Consider the following 21615-nt stretch of genomic DNA (forward strand, 5'->3'; position numbering starts at 1 on the left):
CATTATGGTTTATGTCATTTTTAATTATTGCCTGCAATAGGCTGATCAATTAGATTTGTGTCAAGTACATTGGTACCGCTTAAGCCATTATTCGTCACAATGATTCCTCCGGTATTAAATCCTCCGGAACCGGAATATGTTTTAGAACTACTTTTCGGAGAAATATAAACGGTATCACCAAATTGTACAATTCCTCCGGCTACATTAACAATTTGCACTGGACCAAGAATTGCTGGCATGAAAAACATCCTTTACAATTTGAACTTACAGCTAAAAACCTTACTTGATGATAACTTATGCTGTTATTTCGTGTCTTGTTCATCACCACGAGGGAGAAGTTGACGGATATGCTTAATCCTTACTTCCATCGAAACATGTTTAGTATTGCCGACATGTAAGATAGAGGAGTTCGAGACCGCGGTAACATGAATTTTATTAACTCTTATAAGAGGTGTAGCATTGTATCGCGATATTGAAATGGCTTCATTAATTGGCGGGAGTGGAAGTGGCATTCTAAAAATCGCATAAGAAGGAAAATTGCCTTCGTTTCCATTAAAAAATTCTACTTCCCTTTGGACGGCAAGTGCCCGTGAAAATCCATTTAGGTAACATGAATCTCCAAGTTGAATGATGGAAGAGAAGGCAACTTGGTTAACAAACAAGTGGTCAACACTAGAGGTTCGGGCTAGCATAGCCTGGCGTCACATCCTGTTCCAAAGGAACAAACGGTCCAATGATCAGCGATTCCGCCGGCGTATCAAAAACGGAAGATAATTGGATTGTTTCAACATCTCCGACCATAAATAATGAAGAACTTGCAACACCGATGATTTTAATATTTTCAACATGAAGGATGTGGTTGTGAACTTCAAAGTTCATTACGGCTTCATTCCTTTCATATTTTCTGGTAAATTACTCAAAAAGGTCCATACACCATTTTGGATTTCCTGTTTGATGGAATTAATAACAATCTCATCAACCGAATCATTTTTTTCTTCCGAACGAACTCTTGCGGCGTTTGCCTTTAGGTGAAAGTCTATTCTGTTAGGAAGCTGTCGAATAATATCTTCCTTAATAAAAGCTACATAAGAATCATTTGGCTGAATCGATAACTGATTCTGGGCATCGACAATAATTTGAGGTAAGTCCGTTTCTAAATATTCATAAATAGCTTTCTCGACTTCCATTGATCGCTGCATTTGTTCCTTAGAGGATAAAGGAGTATTTAATGACTGGTTTTGTACAGCAAAGTCTTCAATTCCAGATAAATCATTAGGATTTAAGCCAATATTTAGCGTGCCTTCGAGGGTCTCTACTTTCAATTGATCAAATTTATATTCAATTCTATCGACATGGACCACGGGCTTTTCCTGAATTTGCTTTAATTCTTTCTGTAATTTATTTACGGTTTGTTCTAATGAAGAAATCCTCTGCTCTTGAGCTTGAATATACATTTGCATCCATTGAAGGTACTGATTAAGATCCTGATACATAAGAATCACCCCCGCCAGCCATTTTCCCTTGTGTTCTAACTATATGCAGGGGGACCAAATGATTTGCTAATTTTATAGTCCATCAAAAGAAAGGACCTTTTTTATGTCTTTCTAATAGCAGCTTGTAACGGGACAGCGGGTGCTAAAATTTGCTCTCCTTGGGGGACCATTAGTCCTCCAGGTTTTATTCCTGTCGGTGCCGGTTTGGTGAAGCCTCCTGTATTATATAAATTGGCCTGGGGTTTTATTATACCAGCACTGCCAATTTGCAGGACAGAGGAATTGGTGATCCCGCCAACTTTAATAAAATTAATATGAATGGATTGCTGGATATAAAAATTCATTATGAAATCCCCCAATCATTACATATTAAGGAAATTATTTTGATCAATGACATCTGGATCACTTGTATTTGTTGAACTTAATTGGTTATGAACGTTTAATTGTTCGCCGGTATTAAAGGAACCAGCACCAGAAAATGTTTTAGCGGTAGCGAACGGCATGATTTTATAGACATCACCAATATGGAAAACGGAACTGCTCCCCAGTGTTATAACCTGTGCAACTCCAACAATCGCTGGCATAAACAACACCCTTTTTTGAATTTCAATTTTTAATCGTTAGTAACATTTGGTGGTAGGTCATATTTTTGTATATAGAATTACTTTATTATCTTATGTCTGGGCTGTTATAATGTGAATCATATGCCCAAAATTTAATTGTTTGCTAGTGTTTATTTACGATAAATGCCTTACTTATTTTCGTATTTTTACCTCTCCTATGGTATGATAATTGCGAGCAGGACATACATAAGGAGGAATTATCGTGATTCATGCACATATTACAGCATGGCTTTTAGCTCTTATTCTATTCTTTGTGGCCATTTCATTAAATAAAAGTGGCAAAACAAAGGGAGTTAAAATTATTCAAATGATCTTAAGGGTTCTATACTTGCTGATCATTGCGACAGGGGTAGGACTTCTATTCTCAGTGTACAAAATTGATGTATGGTATATTTTAAAAGCAGTTGTAGGATTATGGGTAATTGGCTTATTTGAAATGATTCTTAGCCGAATCATTCATAAGCGAAGAACTTCTACTTTTTGGATTCAGTTTGTTGTTGCATGGTTACTAGTACTATATTTAGGGTTTGTAAAATTGCCAATGTCATTTTTACACCCGTAAAAATGAAGCTGCCGGAGTAATTTCGGCAGTTTTTTTTTTAGGGAATGTTAACGATATAGTAGTGACAACTTTAATGTTTGGTTTTAATATTTAGAGAGGGAGGGGAATACATATGCTAGTGAAGGTGTTTGCTAATCTCCGGCAAATATGCGGAGGAGTAATCGTCGAGGTAAGTCCTGACGGTAATCGAGTGATCGATGTTTTAGATAAAATGGTAGAAATGTTTCCAGCGTTACATGCTGAAATTTTTACGACTGAAAAAAGGCTGCTTCCTTTTGTTCATGTGTATGTAAATGGAAGGAATATCATTCATCTTGATGACCTTGAAACAAGGGTGAAGGATGAAGATCAATTTGCGCTTTTCCCACCGGTAGCCGGAGGCTGATATGGCAGAAATAGATTTAGAGTTTCGGGGGATCCATATAGACCATCTTGGCATGTATTTTCAGGAACTTGGGGCCATTCAGGTAACGGATACTTTTCCTTTAATATATGAGGCTGAGGGGTGGAGCGGCCAGATTTTATCAGAAGAGGAACTTGCGTTTACGGCCATCTTTAAGGTTAATGCAGTAAGGGTCCGTTTTATTGCTGAAGATGAGGATACGTTAAATGAGGTTATGAAAAATTATCGTTATAAAACAACTAGGATTGGCGGATAGAAAAGCATCTGCGAACATTACCTTCGCAGATGCTTTTTGTCATATTAAACTAATTGGCTTTCAGAATCGATAATACCTAATTCACGAAGCTTTTGTTCAGGGACTAATCCATCTTTCCAGCCGCGGACTTGATAATATTCTTCAAGCATAATATCCATCCGGCTTACATGACCTGCACTGTTTCCAGATGCAGGTTCTTCAGTAAACCGTTTTGGAAGGAAATCATCTTCACGTTTATTAAAGCCTGCAAGGTTATTATAGTAACGCTCAAGATTGTAAATTCTTTCTCCGGCTTTCATCACGTCATCAGCCGTCATTGGTATTCCAGTCATGGTACTGTACTGCTCTGCATAATGCTCGGCATTTTCCGAGAAAGAAGAGAACTTACAAATATTCATCGAATCTGAAAATGCCAGCATATCTTGGAATATTTTTAATAGTTCACCTTTTCCTTCCGGTTTTAATCGATCGGTTGGCTCAGGGATACCTGCAATTTCACTAGCTACAGTGTAGCCGCGCAAGTGACAGGCACCACGGTTACTAGTGGCATAACCAAGTCCGATACCTTGGATTCCCCGTGGATCGTAGGCAGGAATGGATTGACCTTTAACGGACATGGAAAGGTGTTGTGCACCCCAAGCAGCTGTTGCACGTGCAGGACCTTCGGCAAGAATGCCGCCAAAGCCCTCACGCAGGGCAATTTTTCTTGTTAATTCAATCATGGAGTCAGCGTCTCCCCAGATTAATTCTTGCTTTATTATCCCTTTTTCGAACGCTTCCATTGTTACGGAGAAGCAATGGCCAAGTTCGATCGTATCGAGCCCGTATTCATTACAGCGGTCAATTAAATAAGAAATTGCTTCGGCGTCGCTTAAAAGACAGTTAGAGCCAAGTGACCAGGCAGATTCAAACTCTACACTCTCAACGCGCGTCTTATATTTACCATCTTTTACTTCCACTTCAATCTTGCAGCCTACCGGACAGGCATGGCAGGTATTATTAGCTACACGAAGATTGGTGTTAACATATTCACCACTGTGTTTTTCTGCCTCATCCCAGTGAGTTAGTTGTGAGTTTTTTGTTGGAAGCGCTCCCACTTCGTTGATTAGGTTTGTAAGCACATTCGTCCCATAGACGGATAATCCACCTTTGTTAGGTGCAGTTAAGCCGCCGTCTAGTATGGCTTTAACCGCTTTCTTATTGGCTTCTTTATATTCAGCCTCTAATTTAGGTGCAGGCATATTACCTTTTTGGGCTGCTTTAATGACAATGGCTTTCAATTTCTTAAAGCCAGCCACTGCGGCTGTTCCGCCACGACCGGCAGCACGGTCATGCTCATTGATGAAAGAGGCAAAACGAACCGTATTCTCGCCAGCTTGACCAATTGTCATTACACTTAGGTCTTGTTCACCGTATTGGTCTTTCATAGCCTGAATAAATGCTCTTGTACTGGTTCCCCAAAGAGTAGATGCATCGCGGAGTTCTGCTTTGCCGTCTTCAATAAAAAGGTAAACAGGTTTATCACTTTTTCCTTTAAAAATAAGATTATCAATACCTGCCCATTTAAGCCGCGCTGCGGTCCATCCGCCAATGTGAGAATCCGTAACTGTTCCCGTAAGCGGTGATTTAGTTACGACACAAAGACGTCCGCTCATGGAGGAACGGGAACCTGTGACAGGGCCTGTCATAAAACATAAAATGTTATCAGCGGATAATGGCTCGACTTCTGGGCCATTATCTAATACATATTTGACACCGAGACCACGGCCGCCTATGTATTTTTTGGCATCTTCTTCATTAATAGTCCTGTAATCCACTGTACCACTTGTTAAATCGACTAGAACTTCCTTGTTTTTGAAACCGCCAATACTCATATATTCCCCTCTTTTCCTTTAAACTTTTTATATGAATCTCCTAACCGAAGGTTAAGAAATGTCTCCAATATTTAGCTTTTTATCCAATTTCTATTATACACTTTTCTAATTCTTATTAAAATTAAAAAAGTTAAGTAATATCAGATAATTTTTTGATAAGATAATAGTATTATAGCTGGACCTGAAGTGGTTATAGAAAAGAGGATGCTCATGAAGGATTTAGCACGGTATTCGAGACAAATCCTTTTTCCTAGTATTGGGGAAGAAGGACAACAGAATATGCTGAGGAGCCGAGTGGCAATCGTTGGAGCAGGGGCACTTGGTACGGTAATTGCCAATCATCTTGTCCGCTCTGGCGTAGGATATATAAGGTTAATCGATCGAGATTTAGTAGAATGGTCCAATCTGCAGCGGCAAATTCTCTATACCGAGGAGGATGCGCGCGGGCAGCTGCCAAAGGCGATCGCTGCTCAAAAAAGGTTAAAGGATATCAATTCGACGGTTATGGTTGATGCCGTAATAGCCGACTTAAATCTGGACAATGCCGAAGAGTTATTAACAGGTATGAACGTTATAGTCGATGGAACTGATAATTTTATGACCCGTTTTATAATTAATGATGTTGCTGTCAAGTATCGGATTCCTTGGGTACATGGGGCAGCAGTAAGTTCACGGGGAATGTTTGCTGTCATTAAACCGGGAGTAACCCCCTGTTACCGTTGTCTTTTTCCCAATGTTCCGAGCGGCAATGGAGAGACATGTGATACTGTGGGAGTATTGTCCCCCTTAACTGATATCATCGGATCTTTTCAGGCAATGGAAACAATGAAGCTACTAGTTGGGGCAGAAACCACTCCTAATCTAGAACAAATTGACATTTGGGACCAATCTTCGATGCAAATGGATATTTCACAAGGCAGGAATCCTAATTGTCCAACATGTGCACAAGGCCAATTTGATTTTTTAGACCGCTCCTCAGGCCATCAGGTAGCTTATACAACACTTTGCGGTCGCGATACAGTGCAAATCAGTCCAAGACATAAAAGAGAGTTAGATCTAAAGAAGACAGCCGAGAACCTTCGAAAAAGCGGAAAAGTATCAGTTAACGAATTTTTACTCCGTTTTTCACCGGATGATGGAGTAACCATTGTGGTCTTTAAAGATGCCCGCGTTCTTATCCATGGGACAAGTGATAGTGTAAAAGCTAAACAGCTTTACGCAAAATATATAGGGAGTTAAAAAATAAAAGAGGCTGACCGAAAAGGCAGTTGTTGAGTGATTTTTTCACACCCTGTTAATTGGAGCGGAAATCAACAGACTAGTTTAATGTATAAAAAAATGGGTGCCCCAAAATATGCTTTTGGGACACCCACTTTTCTTAATTAAGAAATCATTTTCTCAATTACTAACCGTTTCCCAGTGTTTAACGTGAACTCAAATCGATCATTGACCTTTTCAAAGTAGCAAAAATGATGCTGTACGTTACAAATTTGTTCTTGATTGTCAAATACCATAAAATTCACTCCATCTTTTCGATTTTCGTCCGATAAGAAGGATAAATGGTTATAACAGTAGATGCAGTCATATATGGAAAAATTTAAAGAGTTTAATGTTGTAACAAACTGGAAAAAAGCATCATCATTCACTCCATCCAAAAGGCGCTCAAGAGAGTATATTAAATGTTTTTTCATTCTAATCGTATCGTGATCACGAAGCATAATCGCTTCCTTCCCACAATGAATTTTCCCCGGTTCACCTACTATCCCTTTCTTCCAACGGTTCAGCCGGAAAACCTCAATTTCTTGATGAACAAAATCATCTAACATCGTGGCTTCTTCTGTTTCCTCATCGAAAAAGATCCATTGATCATTTATTTGTTCAACGGTTCCTACATTGTAAGCTCGTTGTTGAAAATCATATAGTTTTAATCGTTGTTGTCGATTCATCGCTAACCTCCGTACACAGTTGCTTTCATTTTTCTTTTTTGACATCTTCCTGTCTTTTTATAACCAGGTTCTTTTAAAATCTTAAGTATAAAAAATTTTATCCTGAAGAATCCGCGTTCCATGTAGCATTTGTATCATTCTATATAGGACAATTAACCATTTAATCTGGGCTGAATAGTATAGAGCATGTAATACCTGTTCAGTTATTTATTTGTAAGGGAGTGAGATGCGAATGTGCGGAATCTCAGGATGGGTTAATTTTAATAAGGTAATAAAAAATGAAACGGAAACCCTTGTGAAAATGGCGAATACATTGGCAAAAAGAGGTCCAGATGAAACAAATATCTGGCAGGAAACACACGTCGGCTTCGGTCATAAAAGACTAATCGTGGTTGATCCTGAAGGTGGAAGACAGCCGATGACCAAACACAAAGAGGGTTTTGATTACACCATTTGCTACAATGGAGAATTATATAACACTGAAGATCTTCGCAAAATCCTTCTTACTAAAGGATATTCTTTTAAAGGTCATTCTGATACAGAAGTACTGTTAACAGCCTATATAGAATGGGCGGAGGAGTGCGTCAATCATTTAAATGGAATCTTTGCTTTTGCCATTTGGGATCCAAAAAGAGAACAGCTCTTTATCGGACGAGACCGTCTTGGCGTCAAACCGTTATTTTTCACAGAACATCAAAAAGGGATTATCTTTGCATCAGAAATTAAGGCTATTCTAGCTCATCCAGAAATCAAAACAGAGATCACACATGAGGGGCTGGCAGAGGTCCTTGGAGTAGGTCCTTCTAGAACACCAGGATCTGGTATTTTCAAAGGGATGCAAGAACTACGGCCTGCCCATGCTTTAACTTTGTCACGAAATGGCTTAAAGGTATGGCGTTATTGGAATGTAAAAAGTGAAGAACATAAAGAAAATGTGGAGGAAACAGCTGAAAAGGTACGTTACTTAGTTACGGACGCAGTAACAAGACAGCTTGTTTCCGACGTACCATTATGTACCTTTTTATCAGGCGGTCTTGATTCCAGTATTATTACAGCGATTGCGGCAAAAGGATTCGCTGATCAAGGGAAGGGGCAGCTTCATACTTATTCAATTGATTATGAAGGTAATGACCAATATTTCACTTCAAATGAATTTCAGCCAGATGCAGACGGAACATTCATTCAAATGATGACGGAAAAGTTTGCTACCCAGCATCACAACAAAACCATCTCACAAGACCAATTAGTTCATGACCTTGTTGAGGCCACTGCTGTTCGAGATTTTCCTGGAATGGCAGATGTCGATTCCTCCTTGCTTTGGTTTTGTAAAGAAATTAAACAAGATTTTGTTGTCAGTTTGTCTGGAGAGTGTGCAGATGAGATTTTCGGTGGATATCCGTGGTTTCATCGTAAACAGGATTTAGAGAGGCCAGGTTTTCCTTGGATGCGTTCCGTTAATGAGCGGCAAAATCTACTGAAGCCGTATTGGCGGGATCACTTAAAATTAAGTGAATTTTCTATGAACCAGTATCAACAGGCTATTGCTGAAACGCCAAAATTGGAAGGCGAAAGCTTTGAAGAAGCAAAGCGGAGAGAATTATTCTATATTAATATGACTTGGTTTATGACGACATTACTTGATCGAAAAGATAGAATGAGTATGGGGGCCAGCCTTGAGGTAAGGGTACCATTTGCCGACCATCGTCTTGTAGAATACTTGTGGAATATCCCCTGGGACATGAAAATGTATCGGGGCAGAGAGAAAGGACTTCTCCGCAAAGCTTTTGAAGGAATTTTACCTGAAGAAGTCCTATATCGGAAGAAAAGTCCATATCCAAAGACACACAATCCGGAATATACAGCCGCTATTCAAAAATGGATGGGTACCATCTTACAAGATAAATCCTCGATATTGCATGAGTTTTTCCAAAAGGAACAGCTTCAAAGTATTGTGGAGACCGGTGGGAATTCATTTAAGGAGCCGTGGTTCGGCCAGCTAATGACGGGTCCGCAATTATTAGCTTATCTTGTTCAGTTCCATACATGGTTTAAGAATTATCATATAAATATTGTAAATTAGGCGTTTCCATTTCAAGAAAGTTTATTTAAAAATTATTATTAAAATTTGGAATAAAAGCAGGATTAGATTAAAATGTTTAGTGGAAGAGGGAACCTTTCCTCTTCCTTTTTTTAAGGAGGAAAAAGCCGTGAAAAAAATAACGTTCTTATTATTAACCTTTTTACTTTGCTCAAGCTTTCCTGCTCACGCAGAAATAAAAAAGGAAAACCGCTTATGGCAGGATGAATCAATTTACTCACTTATGGTGGACCGTTTTAATGATGGGGATATAAAAAATGATTTTAATGTAGACGCCAAAAACCCTTTAGCGTACAATGGCGGTGATTTTCAGGGTGTTATTGACAAATTAGATTACATACATGATATGGGCTTTACAGCCATTCGGTTAACTTCAATCTTTGATAATACCACAAATGGATACCACGGTTATTGGGTAAAGGATTTTTATAAAACTGATGAGCATTTTGGCGCAATCAAGACTTTTAAGGAGCTTGTAAAAGAAGCTCATAAGCGAAAAATGAAAGTTATTATTGATTTTGTTGCTAATAATACCGCTGCTAATCATCCGTGGGTAAGTGATCCTGCTAAAAAGGATTGGTATCACCCTAATCAGGAAATGGCTGATGGGACAAATGGCTGGATAGATGGTTTGCCCGATCTTAATCAGGACAACCCTGAAGTACAAAAATATCTGATAGATGCTGCCAAATGGTGGATTTCTAAAACGGATATCGATGGGTATAGCCTGCCAGAGGTCAATCAAGTTCCATTAAGTTTCTGGACTGATTTTTCAAAAGCCGTTAAGAAACAGAAGAAGGATTTTTTCTTAATGGGTGTCCCGCAGAATAATGCGCAAATAAATGCAGCTAAGTATCAAAAAGCAGGAATTGACAGCGTATTTGATAATGCCCAAAGCAAGAAATTAAGACAGGCGTTTGCCACCACGAACCAATCCTTTTCTGATCTGAACTTTTCTTCAAATCAAGATATAAAGCCAGAATTAATGGCGAACTTTTTTGATAATGAGAATACGGAAAGATTTACGGCTGATATCGTGGAGAAACGACAATTTCCAGGTTCACGCTGGAAAACTGCGCTGACATACCTATATACAACTCCAGGTATACCGATTTATTATTATGGAACGGAAATTGCCTTAAATGGTGGAAAAACCCCTGATAACCGCAGGCAAATGAACTTCCGGACAGAGAAGGACCTGATTGACTATACAACCAAAATTTCCGAATTAAGAAATAAGCTGCCTTCTTTAACGAGAGGGAGCATGAAAATGCTCTATGATAGAGGCGGGATGGTTGTTTATAAGCGCGTTTATAAAGGTGAAACGTCAATTGTTGCGATTAATAATTCCACTAAATCACAGAAGGTAATTTTAACGGACAAGCAATTAGCCGCTGATAAAGAACTTCGTGGTTTACTGGCCGGGGATATAGTTCGCAATCACAATCATGATTACATCCTTATAGTAGACCGGGATAATTCGGAAATCTATGTCCTTACTGAAAAAAGCGGGATTAACTTTACCTTTATTGCAGCTTTAGTTGGAGTGGGGGTCTTATCGTTGATTTTCCTTTTATTGGTTATTAAGCGTGGAAGAAAAGTGAAAGTAGAATAGTTAAAATCGGCGGAAACATCTCCGCCGATTTTTTAATAAATAACGAAAGTGACCAGGGCGCTTACGCTTTTCTTAACCATTTACAATAGTACCTCCATTAACATGGATCATTTGTCCACTTACATAAGAAGAGTCATCGCAGGCCAGGTATACATAGCTCGGTGCTAGTTCATGAGGCTGTCCAGCTCTCCCTAGAGGTGTATCTGAACCAAATTTTTCGACTTGATCCTCTGGGAACGTTGACGGGATCAAAGGTGTCCAAATTGGACCTGGTGCGACACCGTTCACGCGGATTCCTTGTTTTGCCAGAGACATCGCTAATGAACGTGTAAAGGAGACAATTGCGCCTTTCGTTGCAGAATAGTCTATTAATTGTTCGTTTCCATGATAGGCTGTGATGGAAGCCGTATTAATGATGGATGCTCCCTTTTTTAAATGGGGCAGAGCCATTTTGGTCATGTAAAAGAAGGAAAAAATATTAGTTCGGAAGGTTTTTTCCAACTGTGATGATGTAATATCTAATAAGCTTTTTTGTGGATGCTGTTCTGCAGCATTATTGACAAGAATATCAATTTTTTGAAACTCGTTTAATGTCTTGCTTACAATATCTTTACAGATATCTTCGGAACCGATATCGCCAGAGAATAGAAGACATTTGCGGCCTTCTGCTTCAATAAGCTGTTTTGTTTCCTCAGCATCCTGATGTTCGTTTAAATAAACAATCGCGACATCAGCCCCTTCCTTTGCAAAATAAATCGCTACGGATTTGCCTATGCCGCTGTCGCCTCCCGTAATAATGGCTGTCTTACCAACTAGTTTTCCGCCCGGTTTATAATAAGGATCTACTGAAAGTGGACGAGGATTCATTTCACTTTCTACTCCAGGCTGGTGATTCTGATGCTGTGGCGGAAAGGTACTTTTTTGTTGATTTTGATTATTACTCATTTTCTTAACCTCCCAATGTCATTCACTGTTAGTGTGAGAAAAAAGAGTCAAATTCATGACTAAAATAAAAAGGCGAAGGATGATTTTCCTTACGCCTTTAATAGTACCCGTCACAATCAGCTGTAAAACCCATACTCCTCCGGGTTTTACTTATCGATAATTTATAAATTGAACATCAACAGTAAGATCAGCTTCACGTACTAAGGAAATAATTTTTTGCAGATCATCACGGCTTTTGCCGGTTACCCGGACTTGATCGTCCTGTACTTGGCTTTTTACTTTTACACCACTATTTTTAATAATGGTATTAATTTTTTTAGCGTTTTCCTTATCTATCCCTTGGGCAAGTTTTGCCCGTTGGCGCACAGTGCCGCCAGATGCTTTTTCGATTTTACCGTAGTCCAAATTTTTAACAGGCACACCACGTTTAATTAATTTACTAAATAAGACATCCTTTAATTGGTCCATCTTATATTCGTCATCTGAAACAAGAACAAGTTCTTCTTTATCAAGTGATACTTCACTTTTACTGCCCTTAAAGTCATATCGTGTTCCAATTTCTTTCATCGTTTGAGTGATTGCATTGGTGACTTCAGAAAAGTCTACTTTGGATACAATATCAAATGAGCTGTCTTTAGACATGGTCATCCCTCCAATATATTGATACATTATCTGCTAAAGTTTCCCTTTACGGGTACATTATAGTAAAATAAATCAGTTCAAACAAGTCAGAAAGCGAAAGCTAGGCGCTGCAGCTAGACAGTAAGCAAAGCGGAAGCGCCTTAAATAGAAAAAAGGAGTTAGAATAAATGTCTTTAACAGAATTTATTGGTCAGTCTACCACATTAAACGTAGCCCGTATTACAGACTTTGGTTATTTCTTATCAGATGGTAATGAGGATGTTTTATTGCATAAAAACCAGGCACAGCAAGAACTAGAGGAAGGGGAAGAAGTGGAGGTCTTTCTATTCACCGATTCCCAAGGAAGAATCTCCGCTTCCATGACCATACCTGAGGTTTCGGTAGGAACCTATGCTTGGGTCAAAGTGACAGATACAAATCCAAGAATTGGTGTGTTTTTAAACATAGGTCTCCCCAAGGATATTTTATTAGGTGCTGATGACCTCCCGGCACATCAGTCCGTTTGGCCGAAGGTTGGCGACATGGTTTATATTACTTTGAGGGTGAATCGCAGTAACTTGTTGTATGCCCGGCTGGCAAGCGACCAAGTAATCCAATCTATTTCGATTGAAGCAACCAGAAAGGATTTTAACAAGAATATACAAGGGCATATTTATCGAACCGCCAAGGTCGGAAGCTGGGTTTACACAATTGAGGGCTTTAAAGGTTTTATCCATGAATCCCAGCGCAAAGTTGAACCTCGGTTAGGCCAAAAGGTTGAGGGGCGGATCATTGACGTTAAGGAAGATGGAACGATCAATGTCTCCTTACTTGCGCGAAAAGAAGAGTCCCAAGATGCAGATGCAGAGAAAATTTACGAATATCTAATGAGCCGTAATGGAGCGATGCCTTATAACGATAAAAGTATGCCTGAGGATATCCAAGAACGCTTCGGCTTAAGTAAAGGGGCTTTTAAGCGGGCATTAGGAAAGCTAATCAAAGAAGGAAAGGTCTACCAGGAAGGCAGCTGGACCTATGAAAAAAAAGATTAAGGTTTGCTACATACTCTTTTTCTAAATGACAGACAATAAGTCTTGCATGAAATATAGAAAGGAGTTTGGATATGCCGCACACTTCTGATAATGATAAAAAAGCACAAGACAATAATGCATTACGACATGAAAAAAATATGCTTCGTGAAAAAAATCGCCAAGCAGGAAAAAATCAATACTCAAAGAAAACAGATCATAAATAAAAAAAGAGCGGGAGATTCCCGCTCTTTTTCAAATTATATTAATTTAAAAAGAAAATAGAAATCGTTCCAGGCCCTGTGTGGGATCCAATTGCTGAGCCAATAGAAGAGATATAGACTTCCTTGGGATGGAACTCATTTATAATCATTTCTTTTACTTCTAGCGCAGTTGCTTCAGTATCTGCATGACTTATACCAATGATTTGCTCATTTAAACGGGAACCGCGTTCCTTCATAATTTCCATAATCCGTCGGAAAACTTTCTTTTGCCCTCTTAACTTCTCGATCGGAACAAGTTTTCCCTCTTCCATATTTAAAATTGGTTTAATATTGAGCAAACCGCCTAAAAAAGCAGAGGCCTTAGAAACCCTGCCGCCTTTTGCTAAGTAATCTAAATCCTCAACTGTGAAAATATGCTCCATATGTTCACACCTATATCTTATATCCGCTAAAATTTCCTCTTTAGAAGCATTTTGAAGTGAAAGCTTAGCTGCTTCCATAACAACTAGACCTGCTCCAAGCGATGCACACTTTGTATCAACAATGGTTAATTGAAAGTGTGGATATTTTTCCTTAACTTGGTCAAGAATCATAACAGCGGTTGAATAGGTACCGGATAACTCGGAGGAAAAGGCGATATAAATGCCCTCTTCATTCTTCTCAGCCATTTCTGTAAACACTTCTTCAAATAAAAGGGGAGAAACCTGAGAAGTCTTAGGGACAACTCCACTTCTAATCGCATTATAAACAGTTTTTGAATCAATTGTTTTTACATCTTCATAATCTTGGTCATTAATTTGTACCTTTAATGGGAATAATACAACATTATTTTCATTATAAAAATTTAACGGTAAATCACATGCACTGTCAGCAAGTATTTTTACTGTCATAAATGAGACACCTGCCTTCCAATCATATCGTTCATTTACTTTTAAGTTTATCGGTTTCGTCTTAAAATTACAATTTCTAATTGAAGAAGTCATCAAAGCTAAATTTAAAGTTAAGGGGGAGTTCGATTGCTTTGGCTCCAAACGAAAAAAGTTATGATTGTAATTGCTGGTGCATTAATAAATGCTCTTGCCATGAATCTATTTTTAATACCCGCGAATGTTTATTCCAGCGGTTTTACTGGTATTGCTCAATTACTTTCAAAGGTACTAAGTGATTATACTGCTATCAATGTTTCGATGGGTTTTTTATTGTTGCTTTTAAATATTCCGGTTGCGATTCTTGGCTGGAAAAAGGTCGGGAAATCATTTACGGTTTTCAGTTTTTTGAGTGTTTTACTTACTTCCTTATTTCTCTCAATGATTCCCATTAAAGAAGTTTCACACGATATTTTACTTAATGCTGTATTTGGCGGAGTTATTCTGGCAATTGGGGTAGGGATTACATTAAAATGGGGTGCCTCCACAGGCGGAGTCGACATTATTGCTATGGTTCTTTCTCGGATGAAGGACAAACCCGTTGGTCCCTATATGTTTGTCCTAAACGGGATTATCATTATCACGGCTGGTTTTCTTTTTGGCTGGGAAAAAGCACTCTATACTCTTGTTACTTTATATACTTCCACCAGGGTAATTGATGCCATCCATACCAGACATGCCAAGTTAACGGCCATGATCGTTACAAAACAGGCAGATGAAATGAAAAAGGCCATTCATGCTTCACTTGTAAGAGGAATAACGATGATCCCGGCGAAGGGAGCCTTTTCGAATGAAACAAGAGAAATGCTGATGATTGTGATTACTCGTTATGAACTGTTTGATTTAGAAAGAATCATTCAAGAAGTCGATCCTAATGCCTTCACAAATATTGTGCAAACGACAGGGGTTTATGGTTTTTTCCGGAGAGAATAATAAAAAAGAGCAAGCGTCCATTTAGTGCCAAGGTACAGCACTAAAATGGACGCTTTTGTTCTACTATCTAATTTGATCTAGCTCTTGTTGCATTTGTTGGAGCTGTGCTTGTTCTGCTACAGTCGAATTGGCATAGGCAGAACTAAGGGCATTCTTTGCTTTTGCTAAAGCAGAATCAAGGTCAGCAGGGCTGGCGGATTGCGCCATCTCCACAAATCGTCTGGCTTCCTGGAACAATTGGTTTCCCATGTTATATTCCTCCAAGCGAGGATTCATGCACATTGGCCATCTTCTGAGCTTCCGCTTCAGCATAGGTCATGTGATAGGGAATACGTTCAGCATGTTTGCTGACAGTATCGGCTCCTTGTTGGACAAAGCGTTTTGATTTGTTTCGTTTACCCATTCGAATCCCTCCAATATGCTCAAAGCTAAGATTGAAACAGCTTTGCTGCCTCAAACCTAGTATGCACATCTATTCTCCGGTTCATTTAGGTAAACTATGGCGAAAATTTTAATTTTTTATCTTATAAATTTAATAAATCTGCCAAGTATTCACCAACGCCGTCTTCCTCGTTACTGAAGGTTACTCCTTTAGCAATATTTTTTACTTGGTCGATGGCATTTCCCATTGCAATCCCGTGACCAGCGTATTCAAGCATCTCTAAATCATTGTCCTCGTCACCAAATGCCACTATTCTCCCCGCAGGAATTCCGTAATAGTCGGCTGCTTTTTTCAACCCAACAGCCTTATTTAAACCACTTCTAATAATTTCAATTACATGCCAGGGTGCAGCCCAACTACGTTGTTCAATAACTTCAGCATGTATTTCGGATAAGTGATCCCGGATTTTTTTCAATTGGTCTTCTTCTGTATGGATAAGTAAACTTGTCGGAGAAGCCGTTAAGTAGTTCGCCAAATCGCCTGTAGTGATCCGGGGATTACCATAGCTAAACAGCTCCAATAACTTTTCATCATGATAATGGAAATAAATATCATCCATAACCTCAGCAATAATATTGTGAAATTGAAAACTTCTACAAGCCTCTACAATGTCTTTAGCTACCTTAACATCAAGCGGCTCATGATAAAAACCCCAATTTTGGTCGAGGGGGTGATGCGTAAATGCTCCATTAAAATTGACGATCGGGGTATCTAATTCCAATTCTCGGTAATACATTTCACTAGAGCGGTATGGCCTTCCTGTAGCAATCATCACGATATGACCTTCTGCTTTTGCTTTTTCAATAACAGCCTTATTTCTAGTGGAAATGGTTTTATCATCTTTTAATAATGTCCCATCTAAGTCTAATGCAATTAAATGTTTCTCCACCACATGGACACCTACTTTATAATTTTAATCAAGAAAATGCATTGCTTTAGAAAAAAGCTGGTCTACATGATACACTACCATTAAGGGATGGTTGTCTTTCAAAGGAAACCAACAGTGAATATTCCTATATCTACTATGTTAACAATTTTTTAGCTAAGCTGTAAAAAAATTCACTCCAGTTAATCGTAAAAAACGATATACTTGTTTACGTATTGCTTTAGGTTAAAGTTTACCACAAGTGAATAGACCAGCCAAAACCAGTGCATGGTAGTTTTAAGTGTGTAACAAAAATTAAGTCCAAAAGGGAGTGTTATAATATGAATGAAGAGCTAAAAGACAATATAATGGGCGCATTAGAACTTGTTATTGACCCAGAGTTGGGGGTTGATATTGTTAATTTAGGGTTAGTTTATGATGTTGATATGAATGAAGAGGGAATCGTCACCATTAACATGACCCTAACGGCGATGGGGTGCCCGCTGGCAGGTACCATAGTGGACCAAGTAAAACGTGCTTTGGCAGATATCCCTGAGATTAAAGATACGGATGTTAATATTGTATGGAATCCGCCTTGGAATAAAGATATGATGTCACGCTATGCTAAAATTGCTTTAGGAATCCGTTAAAGGTATAGTTTATGAAAAATAAAGTTATATTGGTAAGCTCTAATCAACTTGGCAGGGGCGACCAATCACTTGGTGAAAATATTCTGGAAACTTTTTTCACGCTCCTTAAGCAAAAGGAAGAACTTCCTGTGGCTGTTTTTTGTATGAACAGCGGTGTGCTAACGATGACAGAGGAATCATTTGTTTCCGTCCATTTGCAGGAACTAGAGGAAAAAGGTGTCGATATTTTAGCATGTAAAACTTGCGCGGACCACTATGGGGCAGCGGATCGTTTAGTGGTTGGAAAAATTAGTGGCATGGCAGACTTTGTAGATTTAGCATCTAAGTATGATGTCCTAACTATATCTTAAACAGCAAACAATATAGTGGGTAGGAGAAACACACGGTATTCTTTACGAATATAACGTGTGTTTTTTTGTTATCCTGCGGGTTGGATTAACTGGCACAAGTCCTAAAGTTAGGCTCATTTTGAAAGGTGCAGCTGGAATTTTGCTAAGGCAGTTCGAATGGTTGATACTGTTATCCGTAAGTTGGAGCCTCATATCCGCAAGTAATTCACCTTATTTTCGTCACAAAAGATACACATATCATTTTCCTCATGTGAGGAAGTTCACTTTTTTTAAACATAAACACCATTATAATACAGATAATCAAGCTGTTTGAAATGAAACAGCAGATTGGGGAGGCGTTTTAATTGTCTTTTAATCGAGACTTTAATAAAGATCCGTTTATTGTAATCTGGGAACTAACACGTGCCTGCCAGCTAAAATGTTTGCATTGCCGTGCGGATGCCCAATATACTCGTGACCCACGTGAACTAACATTTGAAGAAGGTAAAAATTTAATTGATCAAATATATGATATGAATAATCCTATCCTCGTTTTTACAGGCGGCGACCCTTTAATGAGGGAAGACATTTTTGAAATTGCTAAATATGCAGTTGAAAAAGGAGTCAGGGTATCCATGACTCCAAGTGCTACACCAAATGTTACAAAGGAAGCAATTGAAAAAGCGAAAGAGGTAGGATTATCACGATGGGCCTTTAGCATTGATGGACCTACGGCCGAGATTCATGACCATTTTCGCGGTACAGCTGGTTCATTCGATTTAACAATGGAACGAATTAAGTACCTGCATGAACTGGAAATTCCCATTCAGATTAATACAGTTATATCAAGATATAACGTTGATTTTCTCGAAGAAATGGCTAAAATGGTGGAAGATTTGAAATGTGTGCTTTGGAGTGTCTTTTTCCTAGTACCAACAGGCCGAGGGCAAGTGACCGACATGATTTCGCCTGTTGAACATGAAAAGGTATTGAGATGGCTTTATGACCTAAGCAAACGTGTTTCTTTTGATATAAAAACAACTGAGGCTATGCATTACCGACGGGTTGTCATTCAGCAAAAAATGCGTGAAGCTCATAAACAAACAAAAGAAATTGACTATTTGAATGCCCTGACTGAAAAAGGCTTAACCGGTTCAATTGATGGACTTGGACGCGCCCCTAAAGGAGTTAATGATGGAAACGGCTTTGTGTTTATATCACATATAGGTGATGTCTATCCAAGTGGGCTTTTACCAGTAAAAGCTGGGAATGTCAGAGAAACACCATTAGCAGAAATCTATCGGGAATCTCCTATTTTTAAAGATTTAAGAAATCCAGATGGGTTTAAAGGGAAATGTGGTGTGTGTGAGTTCCGCTATGTTTGCGGTGGTTCGAGGTCAAGAGCGTATGCCATGACAGGAGATTACCTTGAAAGCGAACCATTCTGTGTCTATATCCCTAAATCCTTAAGAGAAAAACAGGAACAAAGATAACTAATAAACAAAGGCTGCCTCCAAAAAAAGAGACAGCCTTGAAAAAACTATTCTATATTGCAATATACTGCTGAGCAGTTTTCACAGCCGATTTCGTCCTTTAAATATTGCAAATTTAAGATGGTTATCTTGCTTTTCTTAACAGAAATAATTTTATCTCGTTTTAATTCACTTAGAATTCGATTTGTACTTTCACGGGAGGTACCACAAAAATTAGCGAGCTCTTGATTGGTAAGAGGCAAGTCAATGATAATTTCCTGATCTTTTTGGATGCCATAACTATTGGACATTCTGATTAGGGTTGAAAATAAGGCACCGCGCTTACCATTTAAGACAAGATCACGAAATTTGGTTTGAGTTTTACGGAAATGATCACTCATCCATTTCATGAATTCAAATGCAAGCTTGCTGTTTTGGAAAATCTCACTTTCAATAATATCTTTTTTAATGGCAACAACATCGCCTTCTTCAAGTACTTTTGCACTTAATAAGTATCTGGGATTATCCGTAAATAAGGTTAATTCACCACAAATATCATTCGCTCCGCAAATCCTTAAGGAAAGTTCACGTCCGTCGGAAGTAATTTTACTGATTTGAATTTTGCCAGAAAGGATAATATATAGTTCCTCTGCAACCATTCCTTCTTGAAAAAGAAAGGTCCCTCTTTCACTTTTAAATTTCCGATCAGCAAATTTAAGTAATTCTTTTATTTCAATTGAATGGGTTGGTTTCATTGTCAACGTCATCGCATTCACCTCTAATTATTTATAAACAAGTTAGAATTCGCATTTTAGTTTGTTAATCTTATTTTAACTGATAAAAGGTCCATAAAACGGGGTAAACAATGACAATATAGTGAAAACCCAAAATACTCTTATGTGTTGTAAATTTTGAACCTTATAATGAAATAGTGGATTACTCTTCCAAACAATCATTTATCGAATTAGAAACTTCTGTTAAGATGAGAATAGATAAAATGTATTTTAATAATGAATAAAGTAACAGCCTTTTTCATGTAAACCTGTTACACTCAACATATAAAGCTTCCTTTTAATATAATGGAGTTGATATAAATGGAAAAAACCATTATTAAAGATAAATTAAATAGACCCTTGCATGACCTAAGAATTTCGGTAATTGACCGATGCAACTTTCGTTGTCAGTACTGCATGCCTGCGGAGAAGTTTGGCCCGGATTTCGAATTTCTCCCAAGAAGTGCCTTATTAACCTACGAGGAAATTGAACGCTTAGGAAGGATTTTTGTTCGTTTAGGTGTTGAGAAAATACGGCTTACTGGTGGTGAACCGTTGCTGCGAAAGGATCTGCCCCTACTTGTAGAGAAGCTTTCGGTGATTGATGGGCTTAGTGATCTCGGTTTAACAACAAATGGAGTGCTGCTTCCGAAATTGGCAAAGGACCTAAAAGCAGCCGGTCTAAAAAGAGTAAATGTCAGCCTTGATACATTAAACGATGAATTGTTTGGTCAAATCAATGGAAGAGGTGTAGGTACCGCCCCAGTTTTGGAGGGGATTGAGGCTGCCAAGCAGGCTGGTCTTGGGGTTAAAATCAATATGGTCGTCAAAAAGGGGCTAAATGATACTGAGATTATTCCTATGGCGGAATATTGTAAAGAACATGACCTGGAATTACGTTATATTGAATTTATGGACGTGGGTTCAACCAATGGCTGGAAAATGGATGACGTGGTAACCAAGAAGGAAATTTACCATTTGCTCAAGGAACATTTCGAACTTGAACCCGTTGGTCCTGCGTACTTTGGTGAAGTAGCCAAGCTCTATAAGTATAAAGATAAGGATGTTAATGTTGGTTTTATTACGTCTGTTTCAGAGTCATTCTGCTCCAGCTGTACCAGGTCAAGATTGTCTGCAAATGGACAAATTTTCACTTGCTTGTTTAATGGTAACGGCCATGATATTCGTAATTTCATGAGAAATGGAGCAACGGATGAGCAAATTTCCGAAAGGATTACGGCGATTTGGAATGGCCGGGATGATCGATATTCAGATGAAAGAACAGCGGAAACCCATAAAAATCGCAAAAAAATTGAAATGTCCTATATAGGCGGATAACTCTCCTTTAAAAAGAGAGTTATTTTTTTGCAATGCTGTGTTAATCTTGAAAGTTGATTTCCGCTCCAATCAACATACTAAAAATCAACAATAACCTTTAACCACAGCCTTTTACTAAAAAAAGAGGCTGACCCAAAAGGTGGTTGATGAATAAATTTGCACGTCCTGTTGATTGGAGCGGAAGGCGGCGAAGACTCCT

General features: G+C 38.6%; 28 protein-coding genes. 13 read left to right on the forward strand and 15 right to left on the reverse strand.

The window, feature by feature from the left end; all coding sequences use genetic code 11:
* Positions 1–20: 20 nt before the first annotated feature.
* The 6 genes from V7077_RS22540 to V7077_RS22565 all read right to left on the reverse strand — a co-directional run bounded on the left by V7077_RS22540 (position 21) and on the right by V7077_RS22565 (position 2077).
* The gene (locus V7077_RS22540; RefSeq protein WP_335506120.1) at positions 21–239 is read right to left on the reverse strand and encodes a spore germination protein; all 219 of its coding nucleotides are present in this window, start codon (positions 237–239) and stop codon (positions 21–23) included.
* A gap of 63 nt (positions 240–302) precedes the next feature.
* Positions 303–692, reverse strand: a complete 390-nt coding sequence (locus V7077_RS22545) for a spore germination protein GerPE (protein WP_335506122.1) — start codon at positions 690–692, stop codon at positions 303–305.
* A complete protein-coding gene (locus V7077_RS22550; protein WP_335506124.1) occupies positions 673–879 on the reverse strand; it encodes a spore gernimation protein GerPD in 207 nt (68 codons plus the stop codon). The genes V7077_RS22545 and V7077_RS22550 overlap by 20 nt, the downstream gene beginning before the upstream one ends.
* Complete coding sequence (gene gerPC / locus V7077_RS22555; RefSeq protein WP_335506125.1) at positions 879–1493, reverse strand: spore germination protein GerPC; 615 nt, start codon at positions 1491–1493, stop codon at positions 879–881. Before gerPC ends, V7077_RS22550 begins: the two co-directional genes overlap by 1 nt.
* Before the next feature lie 101 nt (positions 1494–1594).
* The gene (locus V7077_RS22560) at positions 1595–1837 is read right to left on the reverse strand and encodes a spore germination protein GerPB (protein ID WP_335506127.1); all 243 of its coding nucleotides are present in this window, start codon (positions 1835–1837) and stop codon (positions 1595–1597) included.
* Positions 1838–1855: 18 nt separating this feature from the next.
* Positions 1856–2077: a spore germination protein gene (locus tag V7077_RS22565; protein WP_098529793.1), complete on the reverse strand. Its 222-nt coding sequence runs from the start codon at positions 2075–2077 to the stop codon at positions 1856–1858.
* Positions 2078–2318: 241 nt separating this feature from the next.
* On the opposite strand from V7077_RS22565, the gene V7077_RS22570 reads away from it, so the two are divergent.
* The 3 genes from V7077_RS22570 to V7077_RS22580 all read left to right on the forward strand — a co-directional run bounded on the left by V7077_RS22570 (position 2319) and on the right by V7077_RS22580 (position 3337).
* Complete coding sequence (locus V7077_RS22570; RefSeq protein WP_335506129.1) at positions 2319–2678, forward strand: YisL family protein; 360 nt, start codon at positions 2319–2321, stop codon at positions 2676–2678.
* Between the two features lie 112 nt (positions 2679–2790).
* Positions 2791–3063, forward strand: coding sequence for a ubiquitin-like small modifier protein 1 (locus tag V7077_RS22575; RefSeq protein ID WP_335506131.1), 273 nt, complete (start codon positions 2791–2793; stop codon positions 3061–3063).
* Between the two features lies 1 nt (position 3064).
* On the forward strand, positions 3065–3337 hold the full coding sequence (locus tag V7077_RS22580) for a hypothetical protein (RefSeq protein ID WP_335506133.1): 273 nt from the start codon (positions 3065–3067) through the stop codon (positions 3335–3337).
* A 44-nt stretch (positions 3338–3381) separates the two neighbouring features.
* Here V7077_RS22580 and V7077_RS22585 read toward each other — a convergent pair whose 3' ends face one another.
* Positions 3382–5211, reverse strand: a complete 1830-nt coding sequence (locus tag V7077_RS22585) for an aldehyde ferredoxin oxidoreductase family protein (protein ID WP_335506135.1) — start codon at positions 5209–5211, stop codon at positions 3382–3384.
* 210 nt (positions 5212–5421) lie between these two features.
* Here V7077_RS22585 and V7077_RS22590 point away from each other — a divergent pair, with 210 nt between their 5' ends.
* Positions 5422–6450 (forward strand): ThiF family adenylyltransferase, encoded by a 1029-nt coding sequence (locus V7077_RS22590; RefSeq protein ID WP_335506138.1) that lies wholly within the window; start codon positions 5422–5424, stop codon positions 6448–6450.
* Positions 6451–6593: 143 nt separating this feature from the next.
* Here V7077_RS22590 and V7077_RS22595 read toward each other — a convergent pair whose 3' ends face one another.
* A complete protein-coding gene (locus V7077_RS22595; RefSeq protein ID WP_215040181.1) occupies positions 6594–7157 on the reverse strand; it encodes a DUF2777 domain-containing protein in 564 nt (187 codons plus the stop codon).
* Positions 7158–7389: 232 nt separating this feature from the next.
* Here V7077_RS22595 and asnB point away from each other — a divergent pair, with 232 nt between their 5' ends.
* Both asnB and V7077_RS22605 read left to right on the forward strand, forming a co-directional pair.
* A complete protein-coding gene (gene asnB, locus V7077_RS22600; protein ID WP_335506140.1) occupies positions 7390–9237 on the forward strand; it encodes an asparagine synthase (glutamine-hydrolyzing) in 1848 nt (615 codons plus the stop codon).
* A gap of 127 nt (positions 9238–9364) precedes the next feature.
* On the forward strand, positions 9365–10870 hold the full coding sequence (locus V7077_RS22605; protein ID WP_335506141.1) for an alpha-amylase family glycosyl hydrolase: 1506 nt from the start codon (positions 9365–9367) through the stop codon (positions 10868–10870).
* Positions 10871–10942: 72 nt separating this feature from the next.
* Here V7077_RS22605 and V7077_RS22610 read toward each other — a convergent pair whose 3' ends face one another.
* Both V7077_RS22610 and V7077_RS22615 read right to left on the reverse strand, forming a co-directional pair.
* Positions 10943–11815 carry an SDR family oxidoreductase gene (locus V7077_RS22610; RefSeq protein ID WP_335506143.1) on the reverse strand — a complete coding sequence of 291 codons (873 nt, stop codon included), beginning with the start codon at positions 11813–11815 and terminating at the stop codon, positions 10943–10945.
* A gap of 150 nt (positions 11816–11965) precedes the next feature.
* On the reverse strand, positions 11966–12457 hold the full coding sequence (locus V7077_RS22615; RefSeq protein WP_335506145.1) for a YajQ family cyclic di-GMP-binding protein: 492 nt from the start codon (positions 12455–12457) through the stop codon (positions 11966–11968).
* A gap of 167 nt (positions 12458–12624) precedes the next feature.
* Between V7077_RS22615 and V7077_RS22620 the strand changes: the two genes are divergently transcribed.
* Positions 12625–13488, forward strand: coding sequence for a CvfB family protein (locus V7077_RS22620; protein WP_335506147.1), 864 nt, complete (start codon positions 12625–12627; stop codon positions 13486–13488).
* A gap of 71 nt (positions 13489–13559) precedes the next feature.
* Positions 13560–13691 (forward strand): DUF3941 domain-containing protein, encoded by a 132-nt coding sequence (locus V7077_RS22625; protein WP_215040192.1) that lies wholly within the window; start codon positions 13560–13562, stop codon positions 13689–13691.
* A gap of 38 nt (positions 13692–13729) precedes the next feature.
* On the opposite strand, the gene V7077_RS22630 is transcribed toward V7077_RS22625, so the two are convergent.
* On the reverse strand, positions 13730–14578 hold the full coding sequence (locus V7077_RS22630; protein WP_335506149.1) for a DegV family protein: 849 nt from the start codon (positions 14576–14578) through the stop codon (positions 13730–13732).
* Positions 14579–14704: 126 nt separating this feature from the next.
* On the opposite strand from V7077_RS22630, the gene V7077_RS22635 reads away from it, so the two are divergent.
* The gene (locus V7077_RS22635; protein WP_335506151.1) at positions 14705–15547 is read left to right on the forward strand and encodes a YitT family protein; all 843 of its coding nucleotides are present in this window, start codon (positions 14705–14707) and stop codon (positions 15545–15547) included.
* Between the two features lie 63 nt (positions 15548–15610).
* Here the strand turns inward: V7077_RS22635 and V7077_RS22640 are convergent, their stop codons facing one another.
* From V7077_RS22640 to V7077_RS22650, 3 genes are all read right to left on the reverse strand, one after another.
* Entirely contained in the window at positions 15611–15796 is a 186-nt protein-coding gene (locus tag V7077_RS22640) for a DUF3813 domain-containing protein (RefSeq protein ID WP_335506153.1), read from the reverse strand.
* Position 15797: 1 nt separating this feature from the next.
* Complete coding sequence (locus V7077_RS22645) at positions 15798–15950, reverse strand: hypothetical protein (RefSeq protein WP_235742756.1); 153 nt, start codon at positions 15948–15950, stop codon at positions 15798–15800.
* Between the two features lie 121 nt (positions 15951–16071).
* Positions 16072–16881 (reverse strand): Cof-type HAD-IIB family hydrolase, encoded by an 810-nt coding sequence (locus V7077_RS22650; RefSeq protein ID WP_335506155.1) that lies wholly within the window; start codon positions 16879–16881, stop codon positions 16072–16074.
* Positions 16882–17195: 314 nt separating this feature from the next.
* Here V7077_RS22650 and V7077_RS22655 point away from each other — a divergent pair, with 314 nt between their 5' ends.
* From V7077_RS22655 to V7077_RS22665, 3 genes are all read left to right on the forward strand, one after another.
* The gene (locus V7077_RS22655) at positions 17196–17504 is read left to right on the forward strand and encodes a metal-sulfur cluster assembly factor (protein ID WP_335506157.1); all 309 of its coding nucleotides are present in this window, start codon (positions 17196–17198) and stop codon (positions 17502–17504) included.
* 11 nt (positions 17505–17515) lie between these two features.
* Positions 17516–17854 (forward strand): DsrE family protein, encoded by a 339-nt coding sequence (locus V7077_RS22660; RefSeq protein ID WP_335506159.1) that lies wholly within the window; start codon positions 17516–17518, stop codon positions 17852–17854.
* Positions 17855–18198: 344 nt separating this feature from the next.
* Positions 18199–19326: a TIGR04053 family radical SAM/SPASM domain-containing protein gene (locus V7077_RS22665; protein WP_335506161.1), complete on the forward strand. Its 1128-nt coding sequence runs from the start codon at positions 18199–18201 to the stop codon at positions 19324–19326.
* A 47-nt stretch (positions 19327–19373) separates the two neighbouring features.
* Here the strand turns inward: V7077_RS22665 and V7077_RS22670 are convergent, their stop codons facing one another.
* A complete protein-coding gene (locus V7077_RS22670; protein WP_335506163.1) occupies positions 19374–20072 on the reverse strand; it encodes a Crp/Fnr family transcriptional regulator in 699 nt (232 codons plus the stop codon).
* A 327-nt stretch (positions 20073–20399) separates the two neighbouring features.
* On the opposite strand from V7077_RS22670, the gene moaA reads away from it, so the two are divergent.
* Positions 20400–21416 carry a GTP 3',8-cyclase MoaA gene (moaA, locus tag V7077_RS22675; RefSeq protein WP_335506165.1) on the forward strand — a complete coding sequence of 339 codons (1017 nt, stop codon included), beginning with the start codon at positions 20400–20402 and terminating at the stop codon, positions 21414–21416.
* The last annotated feature ends 199 nt before the right edge of the window (positions 21417–21615 follow it).

This window comes from Neobacillus vireti (genome assembly GCF_036962465.1).
Taxonomy (GTDB): Bacteria; Bacillota; Bacilli; order Bacillales; family Cytobacillaceae; genus Neobacillus; species Neobacillus vireti_B.